The sequence below is a fragment of the Streptomyces sp. NPDC033180 genome, from assembly GCF_055577645.1.
The window spans coordinates 1,374,966-1,399,038 of sequence record NZ_JBVIPU010000001.1; the positions used below are offsets into that span (position 1 = coordinate 1,374,966).

Here is a 24,073-nt window from a genome sequence, read left to right on the forward strand (position 1 = left end):
GCTCTCACGTGGGGGTGGGGTGGGCGGTGAGGGGGGTTGGGGGAAGCGTCCGCATCAGGCCCACAAACCCCACCGGCGACGCGGCGCCGGCAGGCGTATCGTCGAATTGGACCGTCTCCAGGTCGTCTGTCGAGTCCTCGCGAAGGGCGGTGCGCCCAGTGGTCGAGCATCGGATATTGGGGCCGGAAGACGGCGAACTTCATCAGCCGGAGCAGGCGTGCGGGGACCGGTTCCTGATCGACAGCCGTGCGCAGGGTGGCCGCTTCGCGCTGGTGGAGCATCGGCTGCCGCCGAAGGTCCTGGCCGCTCCCGTGCACAAGCACTCCCGCGAGGACGAGTTCAGCTTCGTCCTCGAAGGATCGGTCGGTGCGAGGTTCGGTGACGAGGAAGTCGTGGCCGGACCCGGTGATCTCGTGTTCAAGCCGCGCGACGAGTGGCACACGTTCTGGAACGCGGGGGACGCCCCGGCTCGGTTGCTGGAGATCATCTCTCCGGGAGGCCTGGAGGAACTGTTCCGGTGGCTCGACCGACAGAGCGAGGAGTTGAGCCCGGAGACCATGCAGCGGGAGGCGGGACGCTACGGCTGCTCGACGGACCTGGAAGCGACCATGGAGCTCATCACGAAGCACGGTCTCATCTTCTGAACCCGCGCCCTCAGATCTTCTGACCCGCGCCCTCAGAGAAATCCCGGTACATCCCATTAGCTACCGCCCGTCACCGGGACTTCTCTGCAACCGGAACTGCCCTGTGCCAACCCGTCGGAGGGAACTCACCGGTTGACGGACTGGATCTCCTCCACCGCGACTTGCTGATCCGCGCCGAACTCGCCGGCGGGGAGGTTCCCGCCCTCGCCGGTGGTGCTGGTCCAGCTGATCTTCCAGGTGAGGGTCGCCTGGAGGTTGTACGACCCGTCGCCGGAGGACCGCAGGTACTTCACGCCGCATGGGGGCAGTGTGTCTCCGGGCGTGCCTTTGGCGCGGGGCACGCCGATCTTGCCGTCCTCGATGGGGCATGCCCCGGAGGCGGGGTAGGTCTCGGCGTCCTTCGTCCCTGGATCGATCGAGAGGGACATGGGTTCAGCGGTCGTGGTCGCGGAAAGCCCCGAGCCTGGGATGCTCGCGGTGACGGAGACCTTCTTGAACTTCGCCTTGTCCAACCAGGCCCAGGTCGGGAGGTTGACCTTCGTCGTACCCTCGGGTGCCATCTTGATCTCGGTGCTGGGTACGGGCAGTTCGTCGTAGGCGTACTCGGCGAGGATCTTCGGTGAGACTGCGAGAGGTTCTTTGGGAGTGTCGCCCGTGGGCACCCAGAAGGGGAGCTTGTTGCAGGAATTGGCCTCGGGGTCGTCCTTGCGCTTCTCGTTGATGGCCGCCGCCCAGAACTGCCCCTCACCCTGCTTGTCGAGGTTGTAGTCCTTGTAGGGGCGGCCTTCCTTGAAGTACGAGTCGAACACCCCGCCCACGAAGTCACCGACCCCGAATACCTTCATCTGCCGGATCGCCTTGACGGTGGCCTGGATCTGCTTCGGGGAGTATGCGGGCTCGTACCAGCAGGCTGGTGGGTCCCAGTTGCTGTTGGCGGGGGTGAGGGATCCGGTCTTCGCGGTTTCCTGAGCGCCGTTGACAGTCGTCTGGATCTTCGTCTCGACAGTGAGGTTCTGGTCCTGACGTCCTGCCTTGGCCTGTGGGGCACCTGATTCCACTCCGTCACCACCGGCGGCATAAGCGGTGGTCGGCCCCATCGCGACTGCCACCGCGAGAAGAGGGACGTACGGACGAATCAGCCTCCGCTGGTTCACGGCATGCACCGCTTCGCCGCCGTCGTGGTCAACACGGTTGCCGTCTGCCAGACGCCGTCCTCGTTCTTCTCCAGTCGGGTGTTGTAGAAGGAGTAGTCCTGCTCGGACTCCGGGATCGACCTGTCGACTTTGCCGGTCTTGCGATCCTTTGGGTACGTCTTGCTGGTGTCCTTGCAGTACGTCACCGCGGCAGCACCATCCTTGAGGAAGGTGACCTCGCGGTCGTAATACCGGGTGGTCCCGACGAAGGTCTTGCCCTTCTTGTCGAATCCCTGAGCGTAGTTCGCCGCCGAAAGCAGTGCATCGCCGGACGAATAGAACTTCAGCGCCGGATGCTTCTCCGCGTCGACGGTGGCAGCCTCTGTCAGCGAAGTGATCCGCCGCGCGTTGTCCGCCAGCACCGCGTCCTTCTTCGGATCGCCCGTCTCGCCGCCCTCGAAGACGTTCTTCACATCCTTCGGCAGCCTGATCTCCGGCCGATCGATCCCGTCGTCGGATGCTGTCGGCGACGGCGACTCCCTCTTCTCGCCGCCGGACTCCGCACCCGCGATCTTGTCGTTCTCCTTGGAGTCGCCATCGCCCCCTCCGCAAGCAGCAAGCGAGAGGACTGCGGCAGCAGTGAGGGTGGCCGCTGCGAGCAGGGTGGGTCGGCGATTCACGGTCAGCTCCTGATGAGACGAGGGTTCTCTGGAGTGAACAAGCTATCCACGAGGGAAGGGCGACGTCACGTCGAGGTTCCGCGTCCAGCGGGACATAGCTGGGCATAGCAGCCGCACGGCACCGCCGTTGACCGATATCGATCGCTCAGCGCAGCTTGATGATCACCACCAGGCACGGCCTTCGGCGCCCCTCCACCCTTTGTCTCAGCGAAGCCACCTGGACTCTTGGCGACGGGACGGCGGCGCCGCCAACACAGCGGGCGATCAGCCACCCTGGAGTGTCGGCAGCTCCGAGGTAACCCCCGCTCACCCCAAGTGCGTATCCCCCAACGAAACCAACAGCCTCCGCAACGCTCCATCCAGCGCCCGGCGGTCAGCCGCCGACAGGGGCGCCAGCATGCGTTCCTCGTTCGCCACGTGGTCCACTACCGCCCGGTCCACCAGCTCGCGTCCCGCCTCCGTCAGGCGGACTCGGATCGCGCGGCGGTCGGACGGGTCGGGATGGCGTTCGATCAGGCCCTTGCGTTCCAGTTTGTCGAGGCGGTTGGTGATCGCGCCCGATGTCACCATGGCCGTCTTGAGGAGGCCGCCCGCCGTCAGTTCGTGCGGGGCGCCCACCCGGCGCAGCGTGGCCAGCACGTCGAACTCCGCGAACTCCAGGCCGTATTCGGCGAAGATCGGCTTCATTCCCTTGCTCAGCAGGTGATCCGCCCGTTTGATGCGGCCCACCAGAGCCATCGCGTCCAGGCCCGCCGCGTCCATGTCCGGGCGCTCGCGGTGCCACTGGGCGCGCAGCTCGTCGATGGCGTCGGCGGTGGCGTCGGCCTCCGGGTCAGGCATTCCCGCGTCCTCTCTGGGGGGGCCCACCGGTCCATGTATCTCAATGTTCAGATACTTGACGTTCGCAGACCCAGGGGGTCATGATTATCTCAACGTTGAGAATAACAGCGTTCAGGGGAAACCTAGGGGGAGCCATCATGTCCATCAGCAACCCGCGAGCCGACGCCGCACGCACCAGCAACCGTCCGCACGGGGAAGGTCAACCCGCCCCCGCACCCCGCACCTACGCCCTCGCCGCCGCGGGCCTCGCCGCCATCGGCCCCGCCACCTGGGGCACCACCTACGTCACCACCACCGAACTCCTGCCCCCGGACCGCCCCTTGCTCGCCGCGGCCCTGCGCGCGCTGCCCGCCGGGCTCATCCTGCTCGCCCTGACCCGGCGGCTGCCCAGCGGTGACTGGTGGTGGAAGGCGGGGGTTCTCGGGCTGCTCAACTTCGGGGCCTTCTTCCCACTGCTGTTCTTCGGCGCCTACCACCTTCCCGGCGGCGTCGCCTCGACGGTCGGTGCCGTCATGCCGCTGCTTGTCGCGGGCTTCGGGATCGGTGTCCTGAAGGTGCGGCCCACACGGCGCACGCTGATCGCCGGGCTCGTGGGGGTCGGCGGCGTCGGGCTGCTCGTCCTGCGGGGCAGCGCCTCCGTCGACCTCGCGGGAATCGCGGCCATGCTGGTCGCGACCACGCTGATGGCACTTGCCGTCGTACTCAGCAAGCGCTGGGGACGGCCCGAAGGCGTCTCGCTGCTGGCCCTCACCGGATGGCAACTCACCGCCGGTGGGCTGGTGTTGGCGCCCATCGCCCTCTCCTTCGAGGGACTTCCTGACCACTTCACCGGGGCCAACATCGCCGGATACGCCTACCTCGGCATCATCGGCACCGCCGTCGCGTACGCCCTCTGGTTCCGCGGCATCGAGCGGCTCCCCGCGTCGTCCGTTTCGTTCCTGGGCCTGACCAACCCTGTCGTCGCCACCCTCGCCGGGCTGCTCCTGCTCGGGCAGACCCTCACCCTCTGGCAGGTGGGCGGGCTCGTGCTCGTCCTGGCGAGCGTCTTCGTCGGGCAAGGCCGCCGCACCGCCCGCAAGCGCTCTTAGGTCAGCCCCCCCCTCAGCAACCCCCGCCGACCCGACACACGCACTTCAAGGAGCAGTCCCCATGCGCATCACCGTCTTCGGAGCAGCCGGAAACGTAGGCAGCCGCGTCGTCACCGAAGCCCTCACCCGCGGCCACGACGTCACCGCCGTCGTCCGCGACCCCGCCCGCTTCGGCGAGCTCCACCCGGGCGCCACGCACCGCGCCGGTGACGCCGGAATCCCGGAGCACGTCGCCGAGTTGAGCGCCGGACAGGATCTCGTGGTGAACGCCACCAGACCCGCCCCCGGCCGCGAACCCGAACACGCCGCCATCAGCCGGGCGCTGCTCGCCGGCCTCGCCCGCGTCGACGGCGTACGCCTGTTGATCGTCGGCGGGGCGGGAAGCCTGACCGTGCCCGGCAGCGGCGGTGTCCTCGCCATCGACGACCCCGCTTACGTCCCCACCGCCTGGCGGCACGTAGCCGAGGCGTCCAACGCACAGTTCGACGCCGTCCGCACGGCGGACACCGAGGTCGACTGGACGTATCTGAGCCCGTCGGCCCTGCTCGAGCCCGGCGTCCGCACCGGCACCTACCGGCTCGGCGCCGACGAGCTGATCGTCGACGCCGAGGGCAACTCGGCCATCTCCATGGAGGACCTCGCGGTGGCGCTTCTGGACGAGGCCGAACGCCCCAAGCACCACCGCACCCGCTTCACGGCCGGGTACTGACCGCCCGGCCCCCGCGGGCCGGGGCCTTACGCCGCAGCCCGCTGGAACTGCTGGTTGGCGTCCGCGCCGCACGTCCACTGGACGAGGCGGGCGCCGTCGCCGGTGGCGTCGTCCGCGACGTCGAGACACTTGCCGCTGTGCCGGGAGACGAGCCGGTAGGTGTCGTTCCCCCGGTCCTCGAAGCGCCACTGCTGGTGCGCGCCAGAACCGCATCGGTACTGGTTCACGAAGGCACCGTCCCCGGTGGACTCGTCCGCCACGTCCAGGCACTTGCCGCTGTGCTGCGCCAGGACGCGTACGTGTCCCTCACCCGCGTCCGCCAAGCGCCATTCTCAGCCCCGGTGGGCGCCGCCCCTCGTCGCGGCCCGTGCCCGCCTGGCCTTGGAAGGCTTCGCCCCGTTCGGCCACAGCCTCGGACTCCGCTTCGCCGCGAAGTCCTCGATCCAGCCCACGGCCATCACCATCAGGCCGATCAACGGCCAGACCAGGACGGTCATCCACAGCATGTACGTCGAGTCGAGCGCCGAGCTCCAGCGCTCGTCCTGCATGAACGGCAGGTCGTACGCCATGTCGATGAGCGGCACCGTGGCCATGATCAGCAGGTTGTGCCAGAGGTAGATCGTCACCGCTCGGTTGTTGGAGAGGGTGATGAGCTTGTCCCAGCGCTTCAGACGGCCCGGCAGCTCCTGCCACGACGGGGAGTACTGGAAGAGGATGACGACGAAACCGAAGGACCACGCCGCCTGGGCCAGCGGGATGTCGTTCAGGTCCCAGCCGTCCGGGCCCAGGTGCCCCGAAGCCCACCACAGGCCGAAGGCCATGATCAGGGCCGAGACCGACACCGCCACGTAGCGCGGGACGCGGGCGAGGACGCCCTCCTGGTGGGCCATGCCGAGCACCCAGCAACTGCCGTACACCGCGAAGTCCGAGACCGCGTTGCCCGTCTCGCCGGGGATCTTGATGACCTCCGTGGCGAGCACCGCCGTCAGGGCGAGGGGCGCGAAGAGCGTCGCCCACGGCACCCTGCGGAACGCCCACAGGAGGAGCGGCGAGGCGATCACGAACCACAGGTACGCGCGGAGGTACCAGAGGGGGCCCGCCGCCTGGGCCGGCCATGTGTCCTCCAGGAGGCCCGCCTTGTCCCCGATGTGCCAGGGGAAGGGCGGGGCGCCGACCGGGAACACGTAGTTGACCATGCTGACCAGGCCCCACGTGTCCCCGTGGTCCGGGTCCTCGGTCACGTTCCAGCCGCCGTAGAACAGCAGGAAAAGCGCGACCGCGCTGAATGCCCACATGGGCGGGAGCAGTCGGCGTATTCGGCCTCTGATCACGCCCCATGCCGGGCGCTTCAGGGAGCGCGCCATCAGCGCGCCCGCCAGGGCGAACATCACGCCCATGGAGGGGAACAGGATCGTCAGCCAGGCCCAGCCGAACAGGTGGTAGACGACGACGCGGACCAGGGCCAGCGACCGCAGTACGTCGAAGTAGCGGTCGCGGCCCGGCTTCTTGGGCGCTGCGGGTGCGGCGGGTGCCGACGGGGCGGCCGGGGCTGCCGGGGCTGTCGGGGCTGTCGGAGGCGGCGGGGCCGCTGAAGCCCAGGGGTCGGCTGAGTGCGCCGGCACCTGGGGCATCGGCTGCGTGGGGTAGGTCATGCGACGGGCCTCCGGTCAGGGCTGCCCGTCCGCTGCTGCGGAATCGAGGGCGGAGTTCCAAGGACGCCCGTGCGCCGGAGCTTCTGCCAGCGCAGGCGGCCTCCGGTCAGGGCGGTGATCCAGGACTGCAGCAGCACGACGTACATCAGCTGCCGGTAGAGGATCTGCTGCAGGGGCAGCGAGATCAGATGGGTCATGCGCTCGCGGTCGAGCCGGAAGGCGTACGCCGCGCACACCGCCTGGACGGCGAGCACGCCGAGCCACGCGATGATCGTCTTCTGGGTGGGGCCGAAGACGAGGCCGTAGAGGAGGAACACGTCGATCAGCGGGGCCAGGAGCGGTGCCAGGACCATGAAGAGGGACACGAGGGGCATGCCGACCCGGCCGAAGCGGCCCGAGGGGCCCGACTCGATCACCGAGCGACGGTGCTTCCAGATCGCCTGCATGGTGCCGTACGACCAGCGGTAGCGCTGCGACCACAGCTGCTGCACCGTCTCCGGCGCCTCGGTCCACGCCCGCGCCTTCTCCGCGTACACGACCCGCCAGCCGTCCCGGTGCATCGCCATCGTGATGTCGGTGTCCTCGGCGAGCGTGTCGTCGCTCATGCCGCCGACCCGCTCCAGGGCCGAACGCCGGAAGGCTCCCACGGCGCCGGGGATGGTCGGCATGCAGCCGAGCATGTCGTACATACGGCGGTCGAGGTTGAAGCCCATCACGTACTCGATGTGCTGCCAGGCGCCGATCAGCGAGTCCCTGTTGCCGACCTTCGCGTTGCCCGCGACGGCGCCCACGCGCGGGTCGCCGAACGGCTGCACCAGCTCGCGCACGGTGGACTGCTCGAAGACCGTGTCGCCGTCCATCATGACGATGAGGTCGAAACGGGCGTTGGCTATGCCTCGGTTGAGGGCGGCCGGTTTGCCCGCGTTCTGCTGGCGCACGACGCGTACGTTCGGCAGGCGGAGCCCCTCGACGATCAACGCGGTGCCGTCGGACGAGCCGTCGTCGATGACGATGATCTCGATGGGGTGGTCGCTCGTCATGAGCGAACGGACCGTGGCCTCGATGCACTTGGCCTCGTTGTAGGCGGGCACGAGGACCGACACCGGTTCGGTGATGTCGGCGCCCCAGCGGAAGCCACGCTTGCGCACCTTGCGCGCGTGCACCGCGGAGAGCAGCAGCATCATGCCGAAGCGGAGCATGACCAGCGACCCGATCACGGCGAGGGCGACGACGAGTACGCCGGTGATCTTCTCCGACGCGCCGACCAGGAAGACCCAGGCCTTGCCCTTCCACAGGTCGAGGCCGCTGACCGGCGCGTGCGCGCTGGGTGCGTCCAGGGCCTCGGTGAGGTTGGTGAACTGATAGCCCCTGTCCTGCAGATCGGGCAGGAACGTGTCGAGCGCGGCCACCGTCTGCGAGCGGTCGCCTCCGGAGTCGTGCATCAGGACGATGGCGCCCTTGCCGTCCTTGGGGGTGGCGCGGCGGATGATCTCGTCGACGCCGGGGCGCTTCCAGTCCTCGCTGTCGGTGTTGTTGACGACGGTGAGGTAGCCGCGGCTGCCTATGTACTTCGTCACCGGCCAGGACTTGTTGTCCATGGCGTCGGAGAACGAGGAGTACGGCGGGCGGAAGAGGGAGGTGCGGATGCCCGCGGCGCCCGCGAGGGCGAGCTGGTTCTGCGAGAGCTCCCAGTCGATGCGGCTCTTGGACTGGTACGACAGGTCGGGGTGGTTGAACGTGTGCAGGCCGACCTCGTGGCCCTCGTCCACCATGCGCTCGACCAGGTCGGGGTGGCGGGACGCCATCGTGCCCGTGACGAAGAAGACGCCGTGCGCGTGGTGCTTCTTCAGTACGTCGAGGACCTTGGGCGTCCACTCCGGGTCCGGGCCGTCGTCGAAGGTCAGCACGAGGCGTTGGCGCGGGACGCTCAGCGTCCCCTCGTGGCCGCCGCGGGTGTCGATGACCGGGCCGCCGTCTTCGAGGATCTTCTTCGGGACCTGGTCGGTGGCGGCGGGCGGGCGTACGCGGTGGTCGGCGAGGATCTCGCTGTGTGTGTAGCCCCGCAGCATGAGCATCGCCATCAGGGCGACCAGGAGCAGCAGGGGCATGAGATAGCGCAGGGGCACCCTGCGTCGCTTGGTACTGCGGGCGGGCTGTGCGCGGCGGCGGCCGCCGCCACCGCCGCCCCGGGTCTGGGCGCGAGCGTTCCGGGGCTGGGCGTGACTGTGCCGGGAACCGGCGGACCGGCCCCTGTTGGTGCGGGTGTTCATAGCTGTGCGCCCTCCGAGGGCTGCTGGCCTGCGCCTCGCGGGGACAGATGACCGACCGCCCGGGCGCTCTGCGGGGACTGATGGTCGGCGGCGGGCTGCACGGCGGGGACTTCGCCGCCTCCGCCCGCGCCGCCCGCGCCGGGGGTCTCGGTCGACGGGTCCGGGTCCGGCGTGGTGGGGTCGTCGGTCGGGTCCGGGTCCGGGTCCGGCTTCGTGGGGTCGTCGGTCGGGTCGGGGTTCCCGCCGTCGTCCGTGGGGTCGGGGTCGGGCTTGCCGCCGCCGTCCGAGGAGTCGGGGTCGGGCGAGTCGCCCGGCTCGACCTTGCCGTCCTTCGTCTTCGACGGGTCGGGCTTGCCGTCGTCACCGGTCGCGGGAGCGGTGGTGCCGCTCTCCGACGCCCCGGGTGACGGGGTCGCGCCGGGAGAGGCAGAGGGGTCGAGGGAGTCGGCCGGGCGGTCCGGTGTGTCCACCTTGCTCGCCGGCTTCTCGTCCTTGGGGTCGATCGGCAGCCAGGGCGCGCTGGAGTTGCCCGAGAGCAGGGTGCTCACGATGATCACCGCGTAGACGGCGCAGGCCAGGCCGATGATCACGCCTATCCGGCGGTACCTCCGGCTGCGGCGGCCCGTCTCGTCGACGAAAACCGGCCCGTCAGGCGCATCCTGGTCACTCTCGGCGGCAAGATCCGCCAGCTGTCGCCCCACCCCGTCGATCTGAACGGTGACCTCGTTCGGATCATGGGTGTGTTCTGGTAGGGCATCTTCTCGCCAATTCTCCATGCGTACGCACAACCCCCCACATAACCTGACTCGGGCGCGCACGACTCCGGGCAACTTGCCGTCGGACCGGGCCCCCACCCGGTCCGAGCGCCCCCCTATCACACCGCGCCCGGACCATGAATGTAGCGCACGGCGGTGACAGTCGTACTAATCCTTCAATCCAGGCTCATCATGATGAGTGCATCCGTGGCCGGAACCCACCCGTTCTCGGGCCTGCGCAACCACCCTTCGGCGGCGGACAGCTCGGCCGCCGCCGCGCGCAGAGCGTCGACCCCCGGGTGAACGAGCCCCTTTCTCCACACCAGGGACACAGGTGACAGTGGTACGGGGTCGATCAGGGGCCGCAGGACCGATTCGGGCATGGCCGGAAAGTCCACCGCGGTGAGGACGGGGGTCCGGTTCTTGGCCATGATCCGCCCGAACTCCTCGGGGCCCACCGCGAGGGGTGCGGGCGCCGCCACCTCGATCCCGCGTCCCTCGAAAAGGCGATGCGCCAGGTCGGTCCACTCCAGCGTCCGGGGGTTTCCCGCCCCCGCGTACACGCTCTCCCCCGCGAGCGCACCGAGCGGCACCGCGTCGAGCCCGGCCAGGGGGTGACCGAGCGGCAGCAGCACCGCCATGGGTTCGTACCGCACGGGCTGCTGGGCGAGCCGCGCCCGCACCGCGGGTTCGAGCCCGGCGTACCGCCCGAAGGAGACATCGAGCCGTCCGGCGAGGATCTCGGCGGCGGCCCTCGTGAGCCCGCTCTCGAAGCGGGCCATCAGCTCGCAGTCCGGGGCGAGTTCGCGGGCCCGCTCCAGCACACGCCCGCAGGTGAGCCCCGGGCTGTTCAGGTCCACGAGCAGCGGCCGGGCCGCGCCGCCGGTCCCTGCGCCCCGCGCGAAGGCAGCCGCCAGGTCGTCCTGTGCCTCCAGGACCCGCCGCGCGTACGGCAGCAGCCGCTCGCCATCGGCGGTCAGCGTGACCTGCCGTGTCGTCCGCACGAACAGCTCTGCCCCCAACTCCCGCTCCAGGCGGCGCACATCACGGCTGAGCGCCTGCTGGGCGACGTAGAGCCTGGCGGCGGCCCGCGTGAAGTGCAGCTCTTCGGAGACGGCCAGGAAGGCGCGCAGGAGGCGGGGGTCCAGGTCGCGGGGTGCGCGGGGCATGCGGGGTTGCGCTGTCGGCTCTCCTGTCACCCCGGGAACTTACAACGGAAGTGCGTGAGTTGGGCCCCAGAAGGTGTTGGACCCCGCACCACCGCCCCGGTGAGGGTGATCGCATGCCGCCCGCCGAACCCCACGCGCCCCGCACACCCCACCCACCCCACGCACCCCGTCGCAACCCGTACGCCCGCCTCTTCCGGATACCCGGAGCCACCGCCTTCACCACCGGCAACCTCATCGCCCGCCTCCCCATGGGCATGTTCAGCGTGAGCGCCGTCATCATGATCGCCGGAGCACGCGGTTCGTACGCGCTCGCCGGCGCCGTCACCGCCACGGGCCTCGCCGCGACCGCCGTCGTGGCACCCTGGACCGCACGGCTCGTCGACCGGCACGGCCAGGCGCGGATCGCCGTCCCCGCCACCGCGATCGCCGCGCTCGGTTCGCTCGCGCTACTGCTCTGCGTGCGCTACGGAGCGCCCGACTGGACCCTGTTCGCCGCGTACGCCGCGACGGCCACCACCCCCAACACCGGCGGCATGTCCCGGGCCCGCTGGGCCCACCTCCTGAAGGGCGACGAGCGGGCCGTGCACACCGCCAACTCCTTCGAACAGGCCGCGGACGAGCTGTGCTTCATGCTCGGCCCCGTCCTCGCGGCCTTCCTGTGCGGGGCGCTCTTCCCCGAGGCGGGCACCCTCATCGGAGTCGTACTGCTCCTGACCGGCGTCCTGCTCTTCGCCGCCCAGCGCGGGACGGAACCGCCGGCCCGGGGACGTACGACGGTCAAGGAGAAGTCGCCCCTCCACGCGCGCGGGATGCCCACGTTGCTCGCCGCCTTCCTCGCCACCGGCGCCGTCTTCGGCTCGATGGAGGTCGTGACGATCGCCTACGCCGACGCCCAGGGCCACAAGGCAGCCGCAGGCGCGATCCTCGCACCCCAGGCCGCGGGCTCCTGCGCGGCGGGCCTCCTCTACGGAACGCTCAAGCCGGGCGGGCCCGCGCATCGCCGCCACATCCTGCGCGCCGTGGCGATGGCGGCCCTGATGACGCTGCCGCTCCTGGCCGCCCTGCTCACCGGCTCGCTCCTCCTGCTCGCCGGGGCTCTCCTTGCCGCCGGAATGGCGACGGCCCCGACGATGGTCACCGGCATGACCCTGATCCAACAGCGCACCCCCGAGGGCCGGTTGAACGAGGGCATGACCCTCGCCGTCACCGGTCTCCTCGGGGGCATCGCCTGCGGCGCCGCGGGCGGCGGCTGGGTGGTCGAGCACCTGAGTCCCGCCAGGGGTTACGCCGTTCCGGTCGCCGCCGCGTGCTGCGCGCTGCTGCTCAGCATCGCGCAGGCTTGCGCCACGAGCACTCCAGGTCCCCGCTCGGCTCGGCCACACGCTCCGAGCGCGGCCTGACCAACACGGCCCTGTCCTCCGTCGACTTGGCGAGCGTCACGACGATCGCGTCCTCCAGGGCCTTCACCGACGCAGGCATGTAGTTGTTCAGGATGATGCTGAACACCAGCTCACGCCCGCCGGCATCCTTCACGTACCCCGAAAGAGCGGACGCCCCGGTCAACGACCCCGTCTTCGCCCGTACGTTGAGGGCCGCCGGGGTCCCGCACATGCGTGTACGCAGGGTGCCGCCGACGAACTTGTCCGGGTCGCAGGCCACCGGAAGCGACTTGTACCAGTCGGTGTACCAGGGCTCGCCCTTCGCCGAGAGCAGCAGCTTGATCAGCTGGTCGGCGGGAGCGTTGTTCTTGCGCGAGAGGCCGGAGCCGTCGACGTGGCGCAGCTTGCCGGGATCGACACCCGCCGTCTTCAAGTAGCCGCTGATGGCGGCGAGACCGTCCGGCCAGCTGCCGGCCCGCCCCGTCGCCTCGTACCCCATCGTCTTCGTGAGGTTCTCCGCGTGCATGTTGTTGGAGAGCTTCATGAAGGGGATCATCAGCTCCTTCAGCGGCATCGAGTCGTGCGACGCGAGCTGCCGCGCGCCCTTGGGGGTGGGGAGCCCGGCCTTTGTCGGCCCGCTCACCCGCACGCCGTGCGCCTTCAGCGCGTCCCGGAAGATCGCCGCCGCGTATCCGGTCGGCTCCCAGACAGTGATCCACTCCTTGGTGGCATCTCCTCCCACGGGAACGGTTCCGGTGACCGTGATGGTGTTCGTTCCGTGCTCACGCTCGATGGTGAGCGTGTCCTCGCCGCCCGCGGGGACGGTCTTGGCGGCGATCTCGACGTCCACGTAGTCCGTCTTGGGCGTCAGGGCCACCCGCGGCTTCTCCCCGGCCTTCGCGCCGGGTGCGGCCTCGACGATGACCGTGCCGGTGTCGTAGTCGATGTCCGGGGCGACGCTCAGGGCGGAGATCTGAGCGGCGTAGTACGCGAATTCGTCGTCGCCGGCCCAGGTGTCGCCGATGCGCCTGTCGTCGAACCGGGTGTCGTCCGCGACGAGGCGCCCCGAGACCTTGCGGACGCCCGAGTCGGCGATCTTCGCGGCGAGTCGTTCGTAGTCCTCGACGAGGGTCGTCGGATCGCCGGTGCCGCGCAGATACAGGTTTCCGGAGAGGGTGGGGCCGCGCCGCTTGCCGTCGGTGAGCACATCGGTGGTGAAGCGGTGGTCGGGTCCGAGCCGCTCCATGGCGGCCGTCGACGTGAGGAGCTTGGTGTTGGACGCGGGCATCAGGCGCCCGCTGGGCAGGTGTTGGTAGAGCACGTCACCTGACGCGGCATCAGCGACGACGACGCTCGCCGCCCCACCCTCCATCCGGGGGTCGCCGAGGATGGTGTCGATGGCTTCGGGCAGGCCGCTGCGGTCGGAGTCCGCCCCGGCCGGCGAGCTGACGGAGAGGGTGGCCGCCGCGACGCCGAGCACGGCGGGCCAGATCCAGTGGCGCATACGGGCGTTGACGCGTCTCACGGGTCTACTCATGACCCAGCAGCATCCCCGACTCCGCCGCCCCGCGACAGTCCCCACTCCGGCCAGGTGGGCGCTCTCGCGGATCACTCCCGTCGGGGGCCCAACCTCAGTCCTACCCCAGCCCCACCTCAGCCCGGCCCCTCCGGCGTGCGGCGACGGGGTAGCAGCGTGGCCAGGAGCAGGATCGCGGGGGCCGGGTCTGCCGGGGTCACGCCGTTTCGGCGGCAGACCAGGGCGTCGGGGTCGCCCGGTGACTGCTGGAGGCTGTAGCCGTCGGGGCAGGTGGGGCCCGCGTCGCCCGCCTCGCCCTTGGGTCCGCGCTCGCCGCGCGGGCCCGCGGGGCCCGCTGGGCCTTCGGGACCCGCGGCGCCGCCCGCGCCGTCGGAGCCACGGGAGCCGTCAGCGCCATCGGCACCGTTGGAGCCCGGGGGGCCCGCAGCCCCCGCCGGTCCTTCCGGGCCCCGATCGCCGTTCGCGCCGTCGGCGCCGTCGGCCCCGGCCGGGCCGGGCTCACCGGACGCTCCCGGTTCACCGGCCTCTCCCGAATCGCCTCGCTCCCCCTTCCTGCCGCCGTCCCCCGGCGTCCCCTTCTCGCCCGCTTTCCCGTCCTCGCCCGGTGATCCGGTGGCGCCGGGCGAACCGGGCACCCGCACCCGGGACAGGAGATCCTCGACGGCGTCCGAGGGGTCCGGCGCGGCCGGGGTGTCGCCGTGGGAGCGGACCTGCGCGCGCAGGGTCCGTACGTCACGGGCCAGGGTGGACACGGCCTCGCCGCGCCGGTCCGCCTCGGTGGAGAGCCGGTCGGCTCGGCGGTCACCGGCGTCGATGCGGGCCCAGAGCAGCGCCGCGACACCGCAGAGCGCGACCAGCACACAGACGAGGAACACAGTGCGCCAACGGCGGGCCAGGAGTCGCTCGAGCTGGATCACGGAGTGCCTCCGAGCCGGTGGTTGTCGATGAGCAGCCGGGCGATCTCGCTCTGGTCGTGAGCGTGCAGAGCGTTCAACTCGGCGAGTTTCGTGTCGCGTTCGGCGACCTGGCGCTCCAGCCGGTCTCGCTCGGTCTGTAGCTTTTCCGTGAGGCTTGAGTAGCCCATGAGCGCGTTCTCACCGCGCTTGCCGAGATAGGCCACCACTGCCGCGCCCAGAACACCGAGGCTGGCGAGAAGGGAACCTAAGAGAGTGATGGTGGCATCCAAGCGACTGCCTCCTGCACCTTGCGTACTCGGCCGGACTTCCGTGCCGCCCGGCCGTTCGGGAACCTGCACTCGGATGCAGTAACGAGTCACATGCCCAGAGGATGTGCCCCGACGGTTCCGTGCCCCGCACACGGAAAAAGCCCCCCGGCCGGTGGCCGGGAGGCTTCAACCTCACATGGGAACTGTGGAGATGGCGGGAATCGAACCCGCGTCCAACGGTGCAAAAGGAGGGCTTCTCCGAGCGCAGTTCGCTTCGATTTTCTCGGCCCCGGTGATCTCGCGAACAAGTCTCCGACGGGCCCAGTCACTGTTTGATTTCCCATCGAACCCCGTGACCGGGCTCGATGGTTTAGTTCCCTAGATTATGCCAGGGTCCGGGTCGGGAACACCCCCGGGCTGACACCCATTAAGGGTCCTTCACTCACTGCTTATTAGGCAGCGAGGGCGAAGGACTGGGAATCGCTCTTGGAATTGGCGATTATTGGTTGCGACATATGGTTTACGAGATCATTGCCGCTTCCTCGGCTCGCTTCCCCTGCTTCGACATCCGCTGTCGAAACCGATCATCCCCATGTTGTTTTTTCAATAGCCGCCCCGGCTGTGCGGGGCAGTGCCCATCGTACGTGACCAACGCCCGACGGGGCCAGCCAATTCCCGCGCGGCCCGCCAGGACCCACGGGGACCCGCCCGGTTAGGCGCTGCGCTGGCGCTTCTTGACCTCCGCGACCGCGCGGTTCGTCTCGCGCAGGTCCTGCTTCTCCTTGAGCGTCTGGCGCTTGTCGTACTCCTTCTTGCCCTTGGCCAGCGCGATCTCGACCTTGACCCGGCTGTCCTGGAAGTACAGGGCCAGCGGCACGATCGTGTGACCCGTCTCCTGCGACTTCGACTCCAGCTTGTCGATCTCCGCCCGGTGCAGCAGGAGCTTGCGCTTCCGCGTGGCGGAGTGGTTGGTCCAGGTGCCCTGTACGTACTCAGGGACGTGGATGTTGTGCAGCCACGCCTCGCCGCCGTCGATGTGCACGAAGCCGTCCACCAGGGAGGCCCTGCCCATCCGCAGCGACTTGACCTCGGTGCCCATCAGGACGAGGCCGCACTCGTACGTGTCGATGATGTGGTAGTCGTGCCGCGCCTTCTTGTTCTGCGCGATCATCTTCCGGGTGGGGGCCTTCTCGGCGGCCTTCGCGGCCTTCCGCTTTACCTTTTCTTTCGCCATAGTGCGGCCATTTTCGCACTACGAGGGGGGTCCGAGGCCAGTCAATACTGTCTCGGCCCGCATCTCGGCCCCGTCCTCGACCTCCAGGTCCGGGGTGATACCCCGGCCGTCGACCGCCTGCCCCGAAGGCGTGCGGTAGTGCCCGACCGTCAGCTCGGCGACCGAGCCGTCGGGCAACCGGCTCGGCATCTGGACCGAGCCCTTGCCGAAGGTCTTCGAGCCCACCACGACCGCGCGGCCACGGTCCTGCAGGGCGCCCGTGAGCAGCTCGGCCGCGCTCATCGTGCCGCCGTCGACCAGCGCGACCACCGGTCTGGTGGTGTCACCGCCCCGCTCGGCGTGCAGGGCCTTCTGCCGGCCGCGTACGTCATACGTGGCCACCAGGCCGCCGTCGACGAGGCCCGAAGCCGCGGTGACCGCCTCCGACACCAGGCCCCCGGAGTTGCCGCGCAGGTCCAGCAGGATCCCGGCGCCCTCGGGGGCGTGACGTACCGCGGACCGCACACGCTCGCCCGCCCCCTTGGTGAAGGCCTCGACCTTGATCATGACGGCGCCGCCCGCGAGCTGCGTGACCGTGACGGAGTCCGTGGAGAGGCGGGCCCGGTGCAGTGTCTCGGTCCACGCGCGCGTGCCCCGCTCCAGGCCGAGCTCGACCGGGGTGCCGGCGCGGGCGCCGCGCAACAGGGACACGACATCGGTGACGGGACGTCCCGCAACGCGCTTGCCGTCGACGCTCCTGAGCTGATCGCCCTCGCGGATGCCGGCCTGTTCGGCGGGGCCGCCGCGCTGGACCCGCGAGACCTCGATGCGTCCGTCGTCCCCGCGCCTGGCCCAGAGACCGACACCGGTGTACGCGCCGTCGAGGGCCTGCTCGAACTCCTGGTACTCCCCAGGGGAGTACACCGAACCCCAGCGGTCGCCGCTGCGGCTGACGACGTCCTCCGCGGCCTTCTTGCCGGACTTGCCGTCGGCCATCGCCTCGGCCGCGGCGTCGGCCGCCTCGTCGGCGGCGTCACCGGACGAGGCGACGGAACGGATGGGCGGCGCAGGTGACTTCCGGCCTTCGCCGGACGCCTCGCTCCAGGATCCGGTGGCCGCACCGGTGGCGAGCACACTCGCGAACACCAACGTCAGGGCCGCCCCGCGGCGGATACGGCGGGGCCGGGAGAGCCGGTCGCAGAACCGGTCGGGGCCTGACATGCCGGTGAGTCTAGGACAACGAAGGGCGCCGTACGGTCGGTTGAACCGTACGGCGCCCTTCAGAACAGGCGGGGCTTGTCACACCTTGAGGTACTTGCGCAACGCGAAGAACGCGGCCAGCGCGGGCATCAGCAGGCTGATGGCGAGCACCAGGGGCAGCTTGGCGAGGACCGCGTCCCACCCGATGAAGTTGATCAGATTCAGCTTCTCGGAGAGCGCGAGGCCGTGGTCGATGATGAAGTACCGCCCCACGAGGAGCATTCCGCAGGCGAAACCGCCACCGATGAGCCCGGCGACGGCGGCCTCCATGATGAACGGCATCTGGATGTAGAAGCTGGACGCGCCGACGAGCCGCATGATGCCGGTTTCACGTCTCCGGCTGAACGCCGAAACACGCACCGTGTTGACGATCAGCATCAGCGCGACGACGAGCATCAGCGCCATCACCGCGAGCGCCGCCCAGTTCATGCCGTTGAGCAGCCCGAAGAGGTTCTCCAGGATGCCCTTCTGATCCTGCACGGACTGCACGCCGTCACGCCCGGAGAAGGCGGTCGCGACCACCTGGTACTTCTCCGGGTCCTTCAGCTTGATGCGGTACGACTCCTGCATCTGGTCCGGCGTGAGGGAGCTGGACAGCGGGGAGTCGCCGAACTGCTCCTTGTAGTGCTTGTACGCCTCGTCGGCCGATTCGTACTCGACCTTGTCGACGACGGGCATCTTCTCCAGGTCCGTCTTGACCTGTTCCTTCTGCTCGTTCGTGACCGCGCCCTTGGCGCACTTCGGGTCCTGCTCCGCGTCGGCCTTGTTGCAGAGGAAGATCGAGACGTTGACCTTGTCGTACCAGTAGCCCTTCATCGTGCTCACCTGGTCGCGCATGAGCAGCGAGCCGCCGAACAGGGCGAGCGAGAGGGCCACGGAGACGATGACCGCGAAGGTCATCGTGAGATTCCGGCGGAGACCGACGCCGATCTCCGACAGGACGAACTGGGCGCGCATGGCGTCCTTTCAGTGGATCAGTACGGGGCGTCAGTGCTGGTAGCCGTAAACGCCGCGCGACTGGTCGCGGACGAGACGGCCCTTCTCCAGCTCGATGACCCGCTTGCGCATCTGGTCCACGATCTGCTGGTCGTGGGTCGCCATGACGACCGTCGTGCCGGTCCGGTTGATCCGGTCGAGCAGCTTCATGATGCCGACCGACGTCTGCGGGTCGAGGTTGCCGGTCGGCTCGTCGGCGATGAGGAGCTTCGGGCGGTTGACGAAGGCTCGCGCGATCGCCACCCGCTGCTGCTCACCACCGGAGAGCTCGCCGGGCATCCGGTCCTCCTTGCCGCCGAGACCGACGAGGTCGAGGACCTGGGGTACGGACTTGCGGATCTCGCCGCGGGACTTGCCGATGACTTCCTGCGCGAAGGCGACGTTCTCGCCCACGGTCTTGTTCGGAAGGAGGCGGAAGTCCTGGAAGACGGTGCCCAACTGGCGCCGCATGTGCGGCACCTTGAAGTTGGAGAGGCGCGCGAGGTCCTTGCCGAGGACGTGCACCTGGCCGTGGCTGGTGCGCTCCTCGCGCAGGACCAGCCGCAGGAAGGTGGACTTTCCGGAGCCGGATGAGCCCACCAGGAAGACGAACTCGCCCTTCTCGATCTCCAGAGAGACATCCCGGAGGGCGGGCCGGGTCTGCTTGGGGTAGGCCTTGGAGACGTTGTCGAATCGGATCACGGATGCACCACGGGTCGCCGGGGGTAGGTGAGCGTGACCATACGCGAAGCCGGTACGCGAGCGCAGTCAGCGTCCTGAGTTGCGCGGATTGTCGCGGATATACCACGGAACGTAACAGTCTGAAACCGACGAGGGCGGGCGGGCCGCGCCGAAATTCGTGGAAGCTGGCACAGTGGTAGGGGGAACGGTTGGGTTCCCTCCAGCGTTGGGCAGGCTGTAACTGTGCGGGAGGAGGAGCGCATGACCCATGACAGGTTGGTGTGCGCGAACTGCGCGGGGCCCGTGAGTGAAGGCCGATGCCCCGTCTGCCGGGCCAGCCGCGAGCGCCTGCAGCAGGAGGGACCGCTAGGCGGTCTCAGCCCTGCGGCCCTGATAGGGGTGCTTGTGGTGCTGATCGCGGCGGTGGCCCTGCTGGCGCAGCAGACCGCCTAGCGCGCCCCGGGCGCGAGCCAGGACACCAGAAGGGCCCGGAGCTGGCTGCTCCGGGCCCTTCTGTCATGTCATGCGCCGCATACGCTCTCGTACGCGATGCCCTTGCCCTTTATCAGGCGGTTGCCCTTTATCAGGCGGTTGCCCTTTATCAGGCGGTGGCGCCGCGGTTACCGACGAAGCGCGGCAGGATGCGGAAGCCGATGCCGCCGGCGATCATCGTCGCGGCGCCGATCAGCAGGAACGTGGTCTCGGCGGCGCCCGTCTCGGCGAGCTCGCCCTTGTCGGCCTTGTCACCCTGCTCGACCGGGGTGGACCCCGTGTCGGTCAGGCTGTCCTTGCCCTTGCCCTGCTCGACGGGGTTGGAGCCGCCGTCGGGGTCGTTGTCGTTGCCACCGGTGCCGCTGCCGTTACCGGGGTCGCTCGGGTCCTCGGTGGGCGTACCCGGGTCCGAGGGGTCCGTCGGGTCCTCGGTGGGCTCCGTCGGGTCCTCGGTCGGCTCCGTGGGCTCCTCGGTGGGCTCGGTCGGCTCCTCCGTGGGCTCGGTGGGCTCCTCGGTCGGCTCCGTCGGCTCCTCGGTGGGCTCCGTCGGGATCGCCGTGGGCTCGGTGGGCCCGTCGGTGGGCTCGTCGTCGTCCTCACCCAGACCGACGTCGACACCGATGCCGTTCTCGTCGGCGCTGGCGCTGGCGCTGGCACCGCCGAGGTCGACACCCACGTCGAGGGCCGAGGCGGCACCGGCGGCGGTCAGCGAAGCGCCGGCGGCGATCACCGCACCAGCCGCTATTCGCGCTACGCGGATCCGCGTCTTCTTGGTCATCTGGCTGCTACCCCCAGTAGCTGAATCGTCAGTGAGGCAGCGTCCGGGACTGCGTTTCGTCAGGAGCGCTCAATCCGCCCCCACAGATCACACGCGCCCCAGAGATACGCATGCCGCTCGCTAGCCTTTCCAGTTTCCCCAGACACGTCAAGGTCGTTGCGTGCGCGATGTCTGAAATAGCAGCAGTTGACCGGCCTACGGAGATGTGACTGTGACGTAAAAGGCAACTGCCGCCTCATGGGCGGCAGTTGCCTTGCGTTGTTCTACGTTGCCTTGTCGATAAAGCGGCGCTTACTTCTCCTGCTGCTTGCGCCAGCGAATTCCGGCTTCGAGGAAACCGTCGATCTCGCCGTTGAACACGGACTCGGGGTTGCCCACTTCGCACTCCGTGCGCAGGTCCTTGACCATTTGGTACGGGTGCAGGACGTACGAACGCATCTGGTTGCCCCAGGAGTTGCCGCCGTCTCCCTTGAGGGCGTTCATCTTCGCCTGCTCCTCCTGGCGGCGGCGCTCGAGGAGCTTGGCCTGGAGGACGTTCATCGCGCTGGCCTTGTTCTGGATCTGCGAGCGCTCGTTCTGACAGGAGACGACGATGCCGGTGGGGATGTGCGTCAGGCGGACCGCGGAGTCGGTCGTGTTGACGCCCTGGCCGCCGGGACCGGACGAGCGGTAGACGTCGATACGCAGCTCGGACTCGTCGATCTCGATGTGGTCGGTCTGCTCGACGACCGGGAGGATCTCGACTCCGGCGAAGGAGGTCTGGCGGCGCCCCTGGTTGTCGAAGGGCGAGATGCGGACGAGACGGTGCGTGCCCTGCTCGACCGAGAGCGTGCCGTAGGCGTACGGGACCTGGACGGCGAAGGTGGTCGACTTGATGCCGGCCTCTTCCGCGTACGAGGTTTCGTAGAGCTCCGTCTTGTAGCCATGGCGCTCGGCCCACCGCAGGTACATGCGCTGCAGCTTCTCGGCGAAGTCCGAGGCGTCCACGCCGCCGGCCTCCGCGCGGATGGTGACGAGCGCCTCACGGGCGTCGTACTCACCGGAGAGGAGGGTGCGGACCTCCATCTCGTCCAGCGCCTTCTTGACGGCCGTGAGCTCGGTCTCGGCCTCGGCGCGGGTGTCCGAGTCGTCCTCCTCCTCGGCCATCTCGAAGAGCACGCTGAGGTCGTCGATACGCCCGCGCAGGGCCTCGGCCTTCCGCACCTCCGCCTGGAGGTGACTCAGCTTGCTGGTGATCTTCTGTGCCGCTTCCGGGTCGTCCCACAGGGACGGCGCGGCCGCCTGCTCCTCGAGCACGGCGATGTCTGCCCTCAGCTTGTCGAGGTCCAGGACGGCCTCGATCGACTCCATGGTCGAGGAGAGGGACTTGAGCTCTTCGGATACATCGACGACTGCCACGGGTCCAGCCTAACGGCTGGGCGCAAGCGGTCCGGCCTCCCGGCCTGGGGAGCGGATGTCCCCGGGCCCCGGAGCCTTCGCCCTGCGGGCCGGGCCGAGCTCCGCCAAGCCCTGCCCTGCGGGCCGGGCCGAGCTCCGCCAAGCCCTGCCCTGCGGGCCGAGGCTGAGCTCCACGAAGACCTGCCCTGCGGGCCGAGGCTGAGCTCCGCCAAGGCCTGGCCTGCGGGTCGGGGCTCTCCTCCGCCGCTCCGCGGCGGGTCTCCCACCCACCCACCCGATCGCCCGGCACCACCCCTGCACGCGAAGACAAACCGCACGCACCGGCCCCGCCCCCTGCCTACGCGTCCGAGGGCCGCAGACCACCCGCGGCCCGCCTGCCGACACGACCGAGGGCCGTGCGCCGCTGCCACACGCCTGACGACGTGGCCGAGGACGATGCGCCGCAGTCGCGCGCCTGACGACACGGCCGAGGGCCATGCGCCGCGCCCGCGGCGTTCGGGCTGTCCTGTCCCGCCGCTTCGCGGCGGATGCTGCCCACCCACCCGATTACCCCGGGTCAACGGGTGGGTGGGCGGGAAAGATCCGGCGCGAAGCGGCGGGACAGGCACAACCAAACGACAAGGTGCCACCCCACAGGGTCCGGACCGATGCGGGGTCAACGGGTGGGTGGGCGGGAGAGATCCGGCGCGAAGCGGCGGGACAGGGCAGCCGCACGACAAGGCGCCACCCCACGGGGTCCGGACCGATGCGGGGTGAACGGGTGGGTGGGTGGGGAAGATCCGGCGCGAAGCGGCGGGGTAGGGATGACCGAACCGCAGGGCGCCGCCCCACGGGGTTCGGGGGGGCCGGAGGCGTCCGGCGGGGCCGCGAGGCCGCAGGCGTCCGGCGGGGCCGCGAGGCCGCAGGCGTCCGGCGGGGCCGCGAGGCCGCAGGCGTCCGGCGGGGCCGCGAGGCCGGAGGCGTCCGGCGGGGCCGCGAGGCCGGAGGCGTCCGGGGGCCGGGGGGTGCCAGTTATGGCGTAGAAGGGGCCGAGTTCTCCGTGTCCTGGGGCTTCGCGTCGGCGTCGTCGCCACTCGTGGCCGCCCAGGTACCGATCCCGGCGGCAGCCACAAGCACCGCTCCCGCCACGCCGAGCGTGATCCTGCGACGGCGGGCCGACGCGCGGTGGCGGGCCGAGCCGGGGCGGGCCGCCCCGGCGGCGCGGGGGGCGCGGGCCGTGCCTCGGGCGCCCCCGGCGAGCTCGTCAGGGCCGGGGACGCGCATGGAGGTGTGGGTGTCGCGGTTCGAGTCGGGCGACGAACCGGGGACGAGGGGGACCGCCCCGCGGCGCGGGGCGCCCGGGGTGGGCTCCGGCACCGGCTCCTCCTCCGCCTCTTCCGGCAGCGGCTCCGTCTCCGGCTCGTCCACGTCCAGCGGCGGCATCCCCGTCACAAGGGACTGCAGCTCCCGCAGCCGCGCCGCGAGCTCCGAGGCACGCAGGCGGGACGCCGGCGCCTTCGCAAGGCACTGGACCATCAGCTGCCAGAGCTCGTCCGGGATGCCGGGGAGGGGAACCACGGTCTCCGTGACGTGGCGGCGCAGGACCGCTCCGGGGTGGCCGCCCCCGAAGGGGGTGAAGCCCGCGAGCAGCTCGTACAGGACCGTGGCCAGGGCGTAGATGTCGACCGCCGCACGCGGGGGCAGGCCCTCGATGATCTCGGGGGCGAGGTAGTCCGGCGTACCGATGATCTTCGTCGCGCGGGTCCTGCGCGGGGAGTCGATCAGTTTGGCGACGCCGAAGTCCGTGAGCAGGGCGGGGTGCGAGCCGCCGGGGCCCAGCGGGCCCTGCATGTCGAGCAGGACGTTCTCCGGCTTGACGTCACGGTGCACGATCCCGGCCGCGTGCGCCGCCGCGAGGCCGTCCGCCACGTCCGCCACGATCGCCACCGCCGCCTCCGGGGCGAGGCGGCGCTCACGGTCGAGGCGGGTGCGCAGGTCCGTACCGCGGACGAGGTCCATGACCAGGGCGAGGTCGTTCCCGTCGACCACCAGGTCGTGGACGCCCACCACGCGCACGTGGTCGAGGCTGAGCAGAGCCGTGCGTTCCTGGACGAAGCGGCCGACCAGCTCCTGGTCGGCCGCCAGGTCCTCGCGCAGCAGCTTGATGGCGACGGGACCCTCGGGCCCCTCGCCGAGCCACACCGTGCCGGCGCTGCCCCGACCAAGGATCTGGTGGGCGGTGTACCGGCTGCCGATCTTGCGTGCCAAGACTGCTC

23 protein-coding genes and 1 other RNA gene are annotated in these 24,073 nt (G+C 69.9%); 5 read left to right on the forward strand and 19 right to left on the reverse strand.

The genetic code is table 11. The annotated features are described in order from the left end of the window. Window positions 1-176: 176 nt before the first annotated feature. Window positions 177-644, forward strand: coding sequence for a cupin domain-containing protein (locus tag ACZ5WE_RS06230; protein WP_467694957.1), 468 nt, complete (start codon window positions 177-179; stop codon window positions 642-644). Window positions 645-769: 125 nt separating this feature from the next. Here ACZ5WE_RS06230 and ACZ5WE_RS06235 read toward each other — a convergent pair whose 3' ends face one another. The 3 genes from ACZ5WE_RS06235 to ACZ5WE_RS06245 all read right to left on the reverse strand — a co-directional run bounded on the left by ACZ5WE_RS06235 (window position 770) and on the right by ACZ5WE_RS06245 (window position 3,297). After that, window positions 770-1,798, reverse strand: a complete 1,029-nt coding sequence (locus tag ACZ5WE_RS06235; RefSeq protein ID WP_467694955.1) for a hypothetical protein — start codon at window positions 1,796-1,798, stop codon at window positions 770-772. After that, window positions 1,795-2,457: a hypothetical protein gene (locus ACZ5WE_RS06240; protein WP_467694954.1), complete on the reverse strand. Its 663-nt coding sequence runs from the start codon at window positions 2,455-2,457 to the stop codon at window positions 1,795-1,797. Before ACZ5WE_RS06240 ends, ACZ5WE_RS06235 begins: the two co-directional genes overlap by 4 nt. A gap of 306 nt (window positions 2,458-2,763) precedes the next feature. Then, the gene (locus ACZ5WE_RS06245; RefSeq protein WP_467694952.1) at window positions 2,764-3,297 is read right to left on the reverse strand and encodes a MarR family winged helix-turn-helix transcriptional regulator; all 534 of its coding nucleotides are present in this window, start codon (window positions 3,295-3,297) and stop codon (window positions 2,764-2,766) included. 137 nt (window positions 3,298-3,434) lie between these two features. Between ACZ5WE_RS06245 and ACZ5WE_RS06250 the strand changes: the two genes are divergently transcribed. Both ACZ5WE_RS06250 and ACZ5WE_RS06255 read left to right on the forward strand, forming a co-directional pair. Beyond that, window positions 3,435-4,385 carry an EamA family transporter gene (locus tag ACZ5WE_RS06250; RefSeq protein WP_467694950.1) on the forward strand — a complete coding sequence of 317 codons (951 nt, stop codon included), beginning with the start codon at window positions 3,435-3,437 and terminating at the stop codon, window positions 4,383-4,385. A 61-nt stretch (window positions 4,386-4,446) separates the two neighbouring features. Then, window positions 4,447-5,094 carry an NAD(P)-dependent oxidoreductase gene (locus tag ACZ5WE_RS06255; RefSeq protein WP_467694948.1) on the forward strand — a complete coding sequence of 216 codons (648 nt, stop codon included), beginning with the start codon at window positions 4,447-4,449 and terminating at the stop codon, window positions 5,092-5,094. Window positions 5,095-5,120: 26 nt separating this feature from the next. Here the strand turns inward: ACZ5WE_RS06255 and ACZ5WE_RS06260 are convergent, their stop codons facing one another. The 5 genes from ACZ5WE_RS06260 to ACZ5WE_RS06280 all read right to left on the reverse strand — a co-directional run bounded on the left by ACZ5WE_RS06260 (window position 5,121) and on the right by ACZ5WE_RS06280 (window position 10,940). Further along, entirely contained in the window at window positions 5,121-5,417 is a 297-nt protein-coding gene (locus ACZ5WE_RS06260) for an RICIN domain-containing protein (RefSeq protein WP_467694946.1), read from the reverse strand. 9 nt (window positions 5,418-5,426) lie between these two features. Continuing rightward, entirely contained in the window at window positions 5,427-6,746 is a 1,320-nt protein-coding gene (locus ACZ5WE_RS06265; RefSeq protein ID WP_467694944.1) for an acyltransferase family protein, read from the reverse strand. Further along, on the reverse strand, window positions 6,743-8,854 hold the full coding sequence (locus ACZ5WE_RS06270) for a polysaccharide deacetylase family protein (RefSeq protein WP_467695047.1): 2,112 nt from the start codon (window positions 8,852-8,854) through the stop codon (window positions 6,743-6,745). Before ACZ5WE_RS06270 ends, ACZ5WE_RS06265 begins: the two co-directional genes overlap by 4 nt. A 158-nt stretch (window positions 8,855-9,012) precedes the next feature. Beyond that, window positions 9,013-9,717, reverse strand: a complete 705-nt coding sequence (locus tag ACZ5WE_RS06275; protein WP_467694942.1) for a hypothetical protein — start codon at window positions 9,715-9,717, stop codon at window positions 9,013-9,015. A 230-nt stretch (window positions 9,718-9,947) separates the two neighbouring features. Next, window positions 9,948-10,940, reverse strand: a complete 993-nt coding sequence (locus ACZ5WE_RS06280) for a LysR family transcriptional regulator (RefSeq protein WP_467694940.1) — start codon at window positions 10,938-10,940, stop codon at window positions 9,948-9,950. 113 nt (window positions 10,941-11,053) lie between these two features. Here ACZ5WE_RS06280 and ACZ5WE_RS06285 point away from each other — a divergent pair, with 113 nt between their 5' ends. Then, a complete protein-coding gene (locus ACZ5WE_RS06285; RefSeq protein WP_467694938.1) occupies window positions 11,054-12,340 on the forward strand; it encodes an MFS transporter in 1,287 nt (428 codons plus the stop codon). Here the strand turns inward: ACZ5WE_RS06285 and dacB are convergent. The 8 genes from dacB to ftsE form a co-directional block, all read right to left on the reverse strand. Next, complete coding sequence (gene dacB / locus ACZ5WE_RS06290) at window positions 12,264-13,856, reverse strand: D-alanyl-D-alanine carboxypeptidase/D-alanyl-D-alanine endopeptidase (protein WP_467694936.1); 1,593 nt, start codon at window positions 13,854-13,856, stop codon at window positions 12,264-12,266. The genes ACZ5WE_RS06285 and dacB overlap by 77 nt on opposite strands. Before the next feature lie 116 nt (window positions 13,857-13,972). Next, window positions 13,973-14,773, reverse strand: a complete 801-nt coding sequence (locus tag ACZ5WE_RS06295) for a collagen-like domain-containing protein (RefSeq protein ID WP_467694934.1) — start codon at window positions 14,771-14,773, stop codon at window positions 13,973-13,975. Continuing rightward, window positions 14,770-15,042 carry a hypothetical protein gene (locus ACZ5WE_RS06300; protein ID WP_467694932.1) on the reverse strand — a complete coding sequence of 91 codons (273 nt, stop codon included), beginning with the start codon at window positions 15,040-15,042 and terminating at the stop codon, window positions 14,770-14,772. Before ACZ5WE_RS06300 ends, ACZ5WE_RS06295 begins: the two co-directional genes overlap by 4 nt. Window positions 15,043-15,224: 182 nt before the next feature. Further along, window positions 15,225-15,613, reverse strand: a transfer-messenger RNA (tmRNA) gene (gene ssrA / locus ACZ5WE_RS06305). Between the two features lie 120 nt (window positions 15,614-15,733). Then, complete coding sequence (gene smpB / locus ACZ5WE_RS06310) at window positions 15,734-16,255, reverse strand: SsrA-binding protein SmpB (protein ID WP_467694930.1); 522 nt, start codon at window positions 16,253-16,255, stop codon at window positions 15,734-15,736. Between the two features lie 18 nt (window positions 16,256-16,273). Beyond that, window positions 16,274-17,455, reverse strand: a complete 1,182-nt coding sequence (locus tag ACZ5WE_RS06315) for a S41 family peptidase (RefSeq protein ID WP_467694928.1) — start codon at window positions 17,453-17,455, stop codon at window positions 16,274-16,276. 78 nt (window positions 17,456-17,533) lie between these two features. Then, entirely contained in the window at window positions 17,534-18,451 is a 918-nt protein-coding gene (ftsX, locus tag ACZ5WE_RS06320) for a permease-like cell division protein FtsX (protein WP_467694926.1), read from the reverse strand. 30 nt (window positions 18,452-18,481) lie between these two features. Beyond that, window positions 18,482-19,171, reverse strand: a complete 690-nt coding sequence (gene ftsE / locus ACZ5WE_RS06325) for a cell division ATP-binding protein FtsE (protein WP_030788113.1) — start codon at window positions 19,169-19,171, stop codon at window positions 18,482-18,484. A 240-nt stretch (window positions 19,172-19,411) separates the two neighbouring features. On the opposite strand from ftsE, the gene ACZ5WE_RS06330 reads away from it, so the two are divergent. After that, complete coding sequence (locus ACZ5WE_RS06330) at window positions 19,412-19,603, forward strand: hypothetical protein (protein ID WP_467694924.1); 192 nt, start codon at window positions 19,412-19,414, stop codon at window positions 19,601-19,603. A gap of 148 nt (window positions 19,604-19,751) precedes the next feature. On the opposite strand, the gene ACZ5WE_RS06335 is transcribed toward ACZ5WE_RS06330, so the two are convergent. From ACZ5WE_RS06335 to ACZ5WE_RS06345, 3 genes are all read right to left on the reverse strand, one after another. Further along, window positions 19,752-20,420, reverse strand: coding sequence for an LPXTG cell wall anchor domain-containing protein (locus ACZ5WE_RS06335; protein ID WP_467694922.1), 669 nt, complete (start codon window positions 20,418-20,420; stop codon window positions 19,752-19,754). A 291-nt stretch (window positions 20,421-20,711) separates the two neighbouring features. After that, window positions 20,712-21,818, reverse strand: a complete 1,107-nt coding sequence (gene prfB, locus ACZ5WE_RS06340) for a peptide chain release factor 2 (protein WP_467694920.1) — start codon at window positions 21,816-21,818, stop codon at window positions 20,712-20,714. A 1,011-nt stretch (window positions 21,819-22,829) separates the two neighbouring features. Beyond that, complete coding sequence (locus ACZ5WE_RS06345; RefSeq protein WP_467694918.1) at window positions 22,830-24,065, reverse strand: serine/threonine-protein kinase; 1,236 nt, start codon at window positions 24,063-24,065, stop codon at window positions 22,830-22,832. Between the last annotated feature and the right edge of the window lie 8 nt (window positions 24,066-24,073).

What these genes read in the sequence shown, in the direction of transcription:
- ACZ5WE_RS06285 (WP_467694938.1), top strand. Translation starts at nt 11,054, where the DNA reads ATGCCGCCCGCCGAACCCCACGCGCCCCGCACACCCCACCCACCCCAC.
- ACZ5WE_RS06250 (WP_467694950.1), top strand. Translation starts at nt 3,435, where the DNA reads ATGTCCATCAGCAACCCGCGAGCCGACGCCGCACGCACCAGCAACCGT.
- smpB (WP_467694930.1), bottom strand. Translation starts at nt 16,255, where the DNA reads ATGGCGAAAGAAAAGGTAAAGCGGAAGGCCGCGAAGGCCGCCGAGAAG.
- ACZ5WE_RS06315 (WP_467694928.1), bottom strand. Translation starts at nt 17,455, where the DNA reads ATGTCAGGCCCCGACCGGTTCTGCGACCGGCTCTCCCGGCCCCGCCGT.
- ACZ5WE_RS06280 (WP_467694940.1), bottom strand. Translation starts at nt 10,940, where the DNA reads ATGCCCCGCGCACCCCGCGACCTGGACCCCCGCCTCCTGCGCGCCTTC.
- ACZ5WE_RS06330 (WP_467694924.1), top strand. Translation starts at nt 19,412, where the DNA reads ATGACCCATGACAGGTTGGTGTGCGCGAACTGCGCGGGGCCCGTGAGT.
- ACZ5WE_RS06255 (WP_467694948.1), top strand. Translation starts at nt 4,447, where the DNA reads ATGCGCATCACCGTCTTCGGAGCAGCCGGAAACGTAGGCAGCCGCGTC.
- ACZ5WE_RS06335 (WP_467694922.1), bottom strand. Translation starts at nt 20,420, where the DNA reads ATGACCAAGAAGACGCGGATCCGCGTAGCGCGAATAGCGGCTGGTGCG.
- ftsX (WP_467694926.1), bottom strand. Translation starts at nt 18,451, where the DNA reads ATGCGCGCCCAGTTCGTCCTGTCGGAGATCGGCGTCGGTCTCCGCCGG.
- ACZ5WE_RS06270 (WP_467695047.1), bottom strand. Translation starts at nt 8,854, where the DNA reads ATGCCCCTGCTGCTCCTGGTCGCCCTGATGGCGATGCTCATGCTGCGG.
- ACZ5WE_RS06265 (WP_467694944.1), bottom strand. Translation starts at nt 6,746, where the DNA reads ATGACCTACCCCACGCAGCCGATGCCCCAGGTGCCGGCGCACTCAGCC.
- ACZ5WE_RS06245 (WP_467694952.1), bottom strand. Translation starts at nt 3,297, where the DNA reads ATGCCTGACCCGGAGGCCGACGCCACCGCCGACGCCATCGACGAGCTG.
- dacB (WP_467694936.1), bottom strand. Translation starts at nt 13,856, where the DNA reads ATGAGTAGACCCGTGAGACGCGTCAACGCCCGTATGCGCCACTGGATC.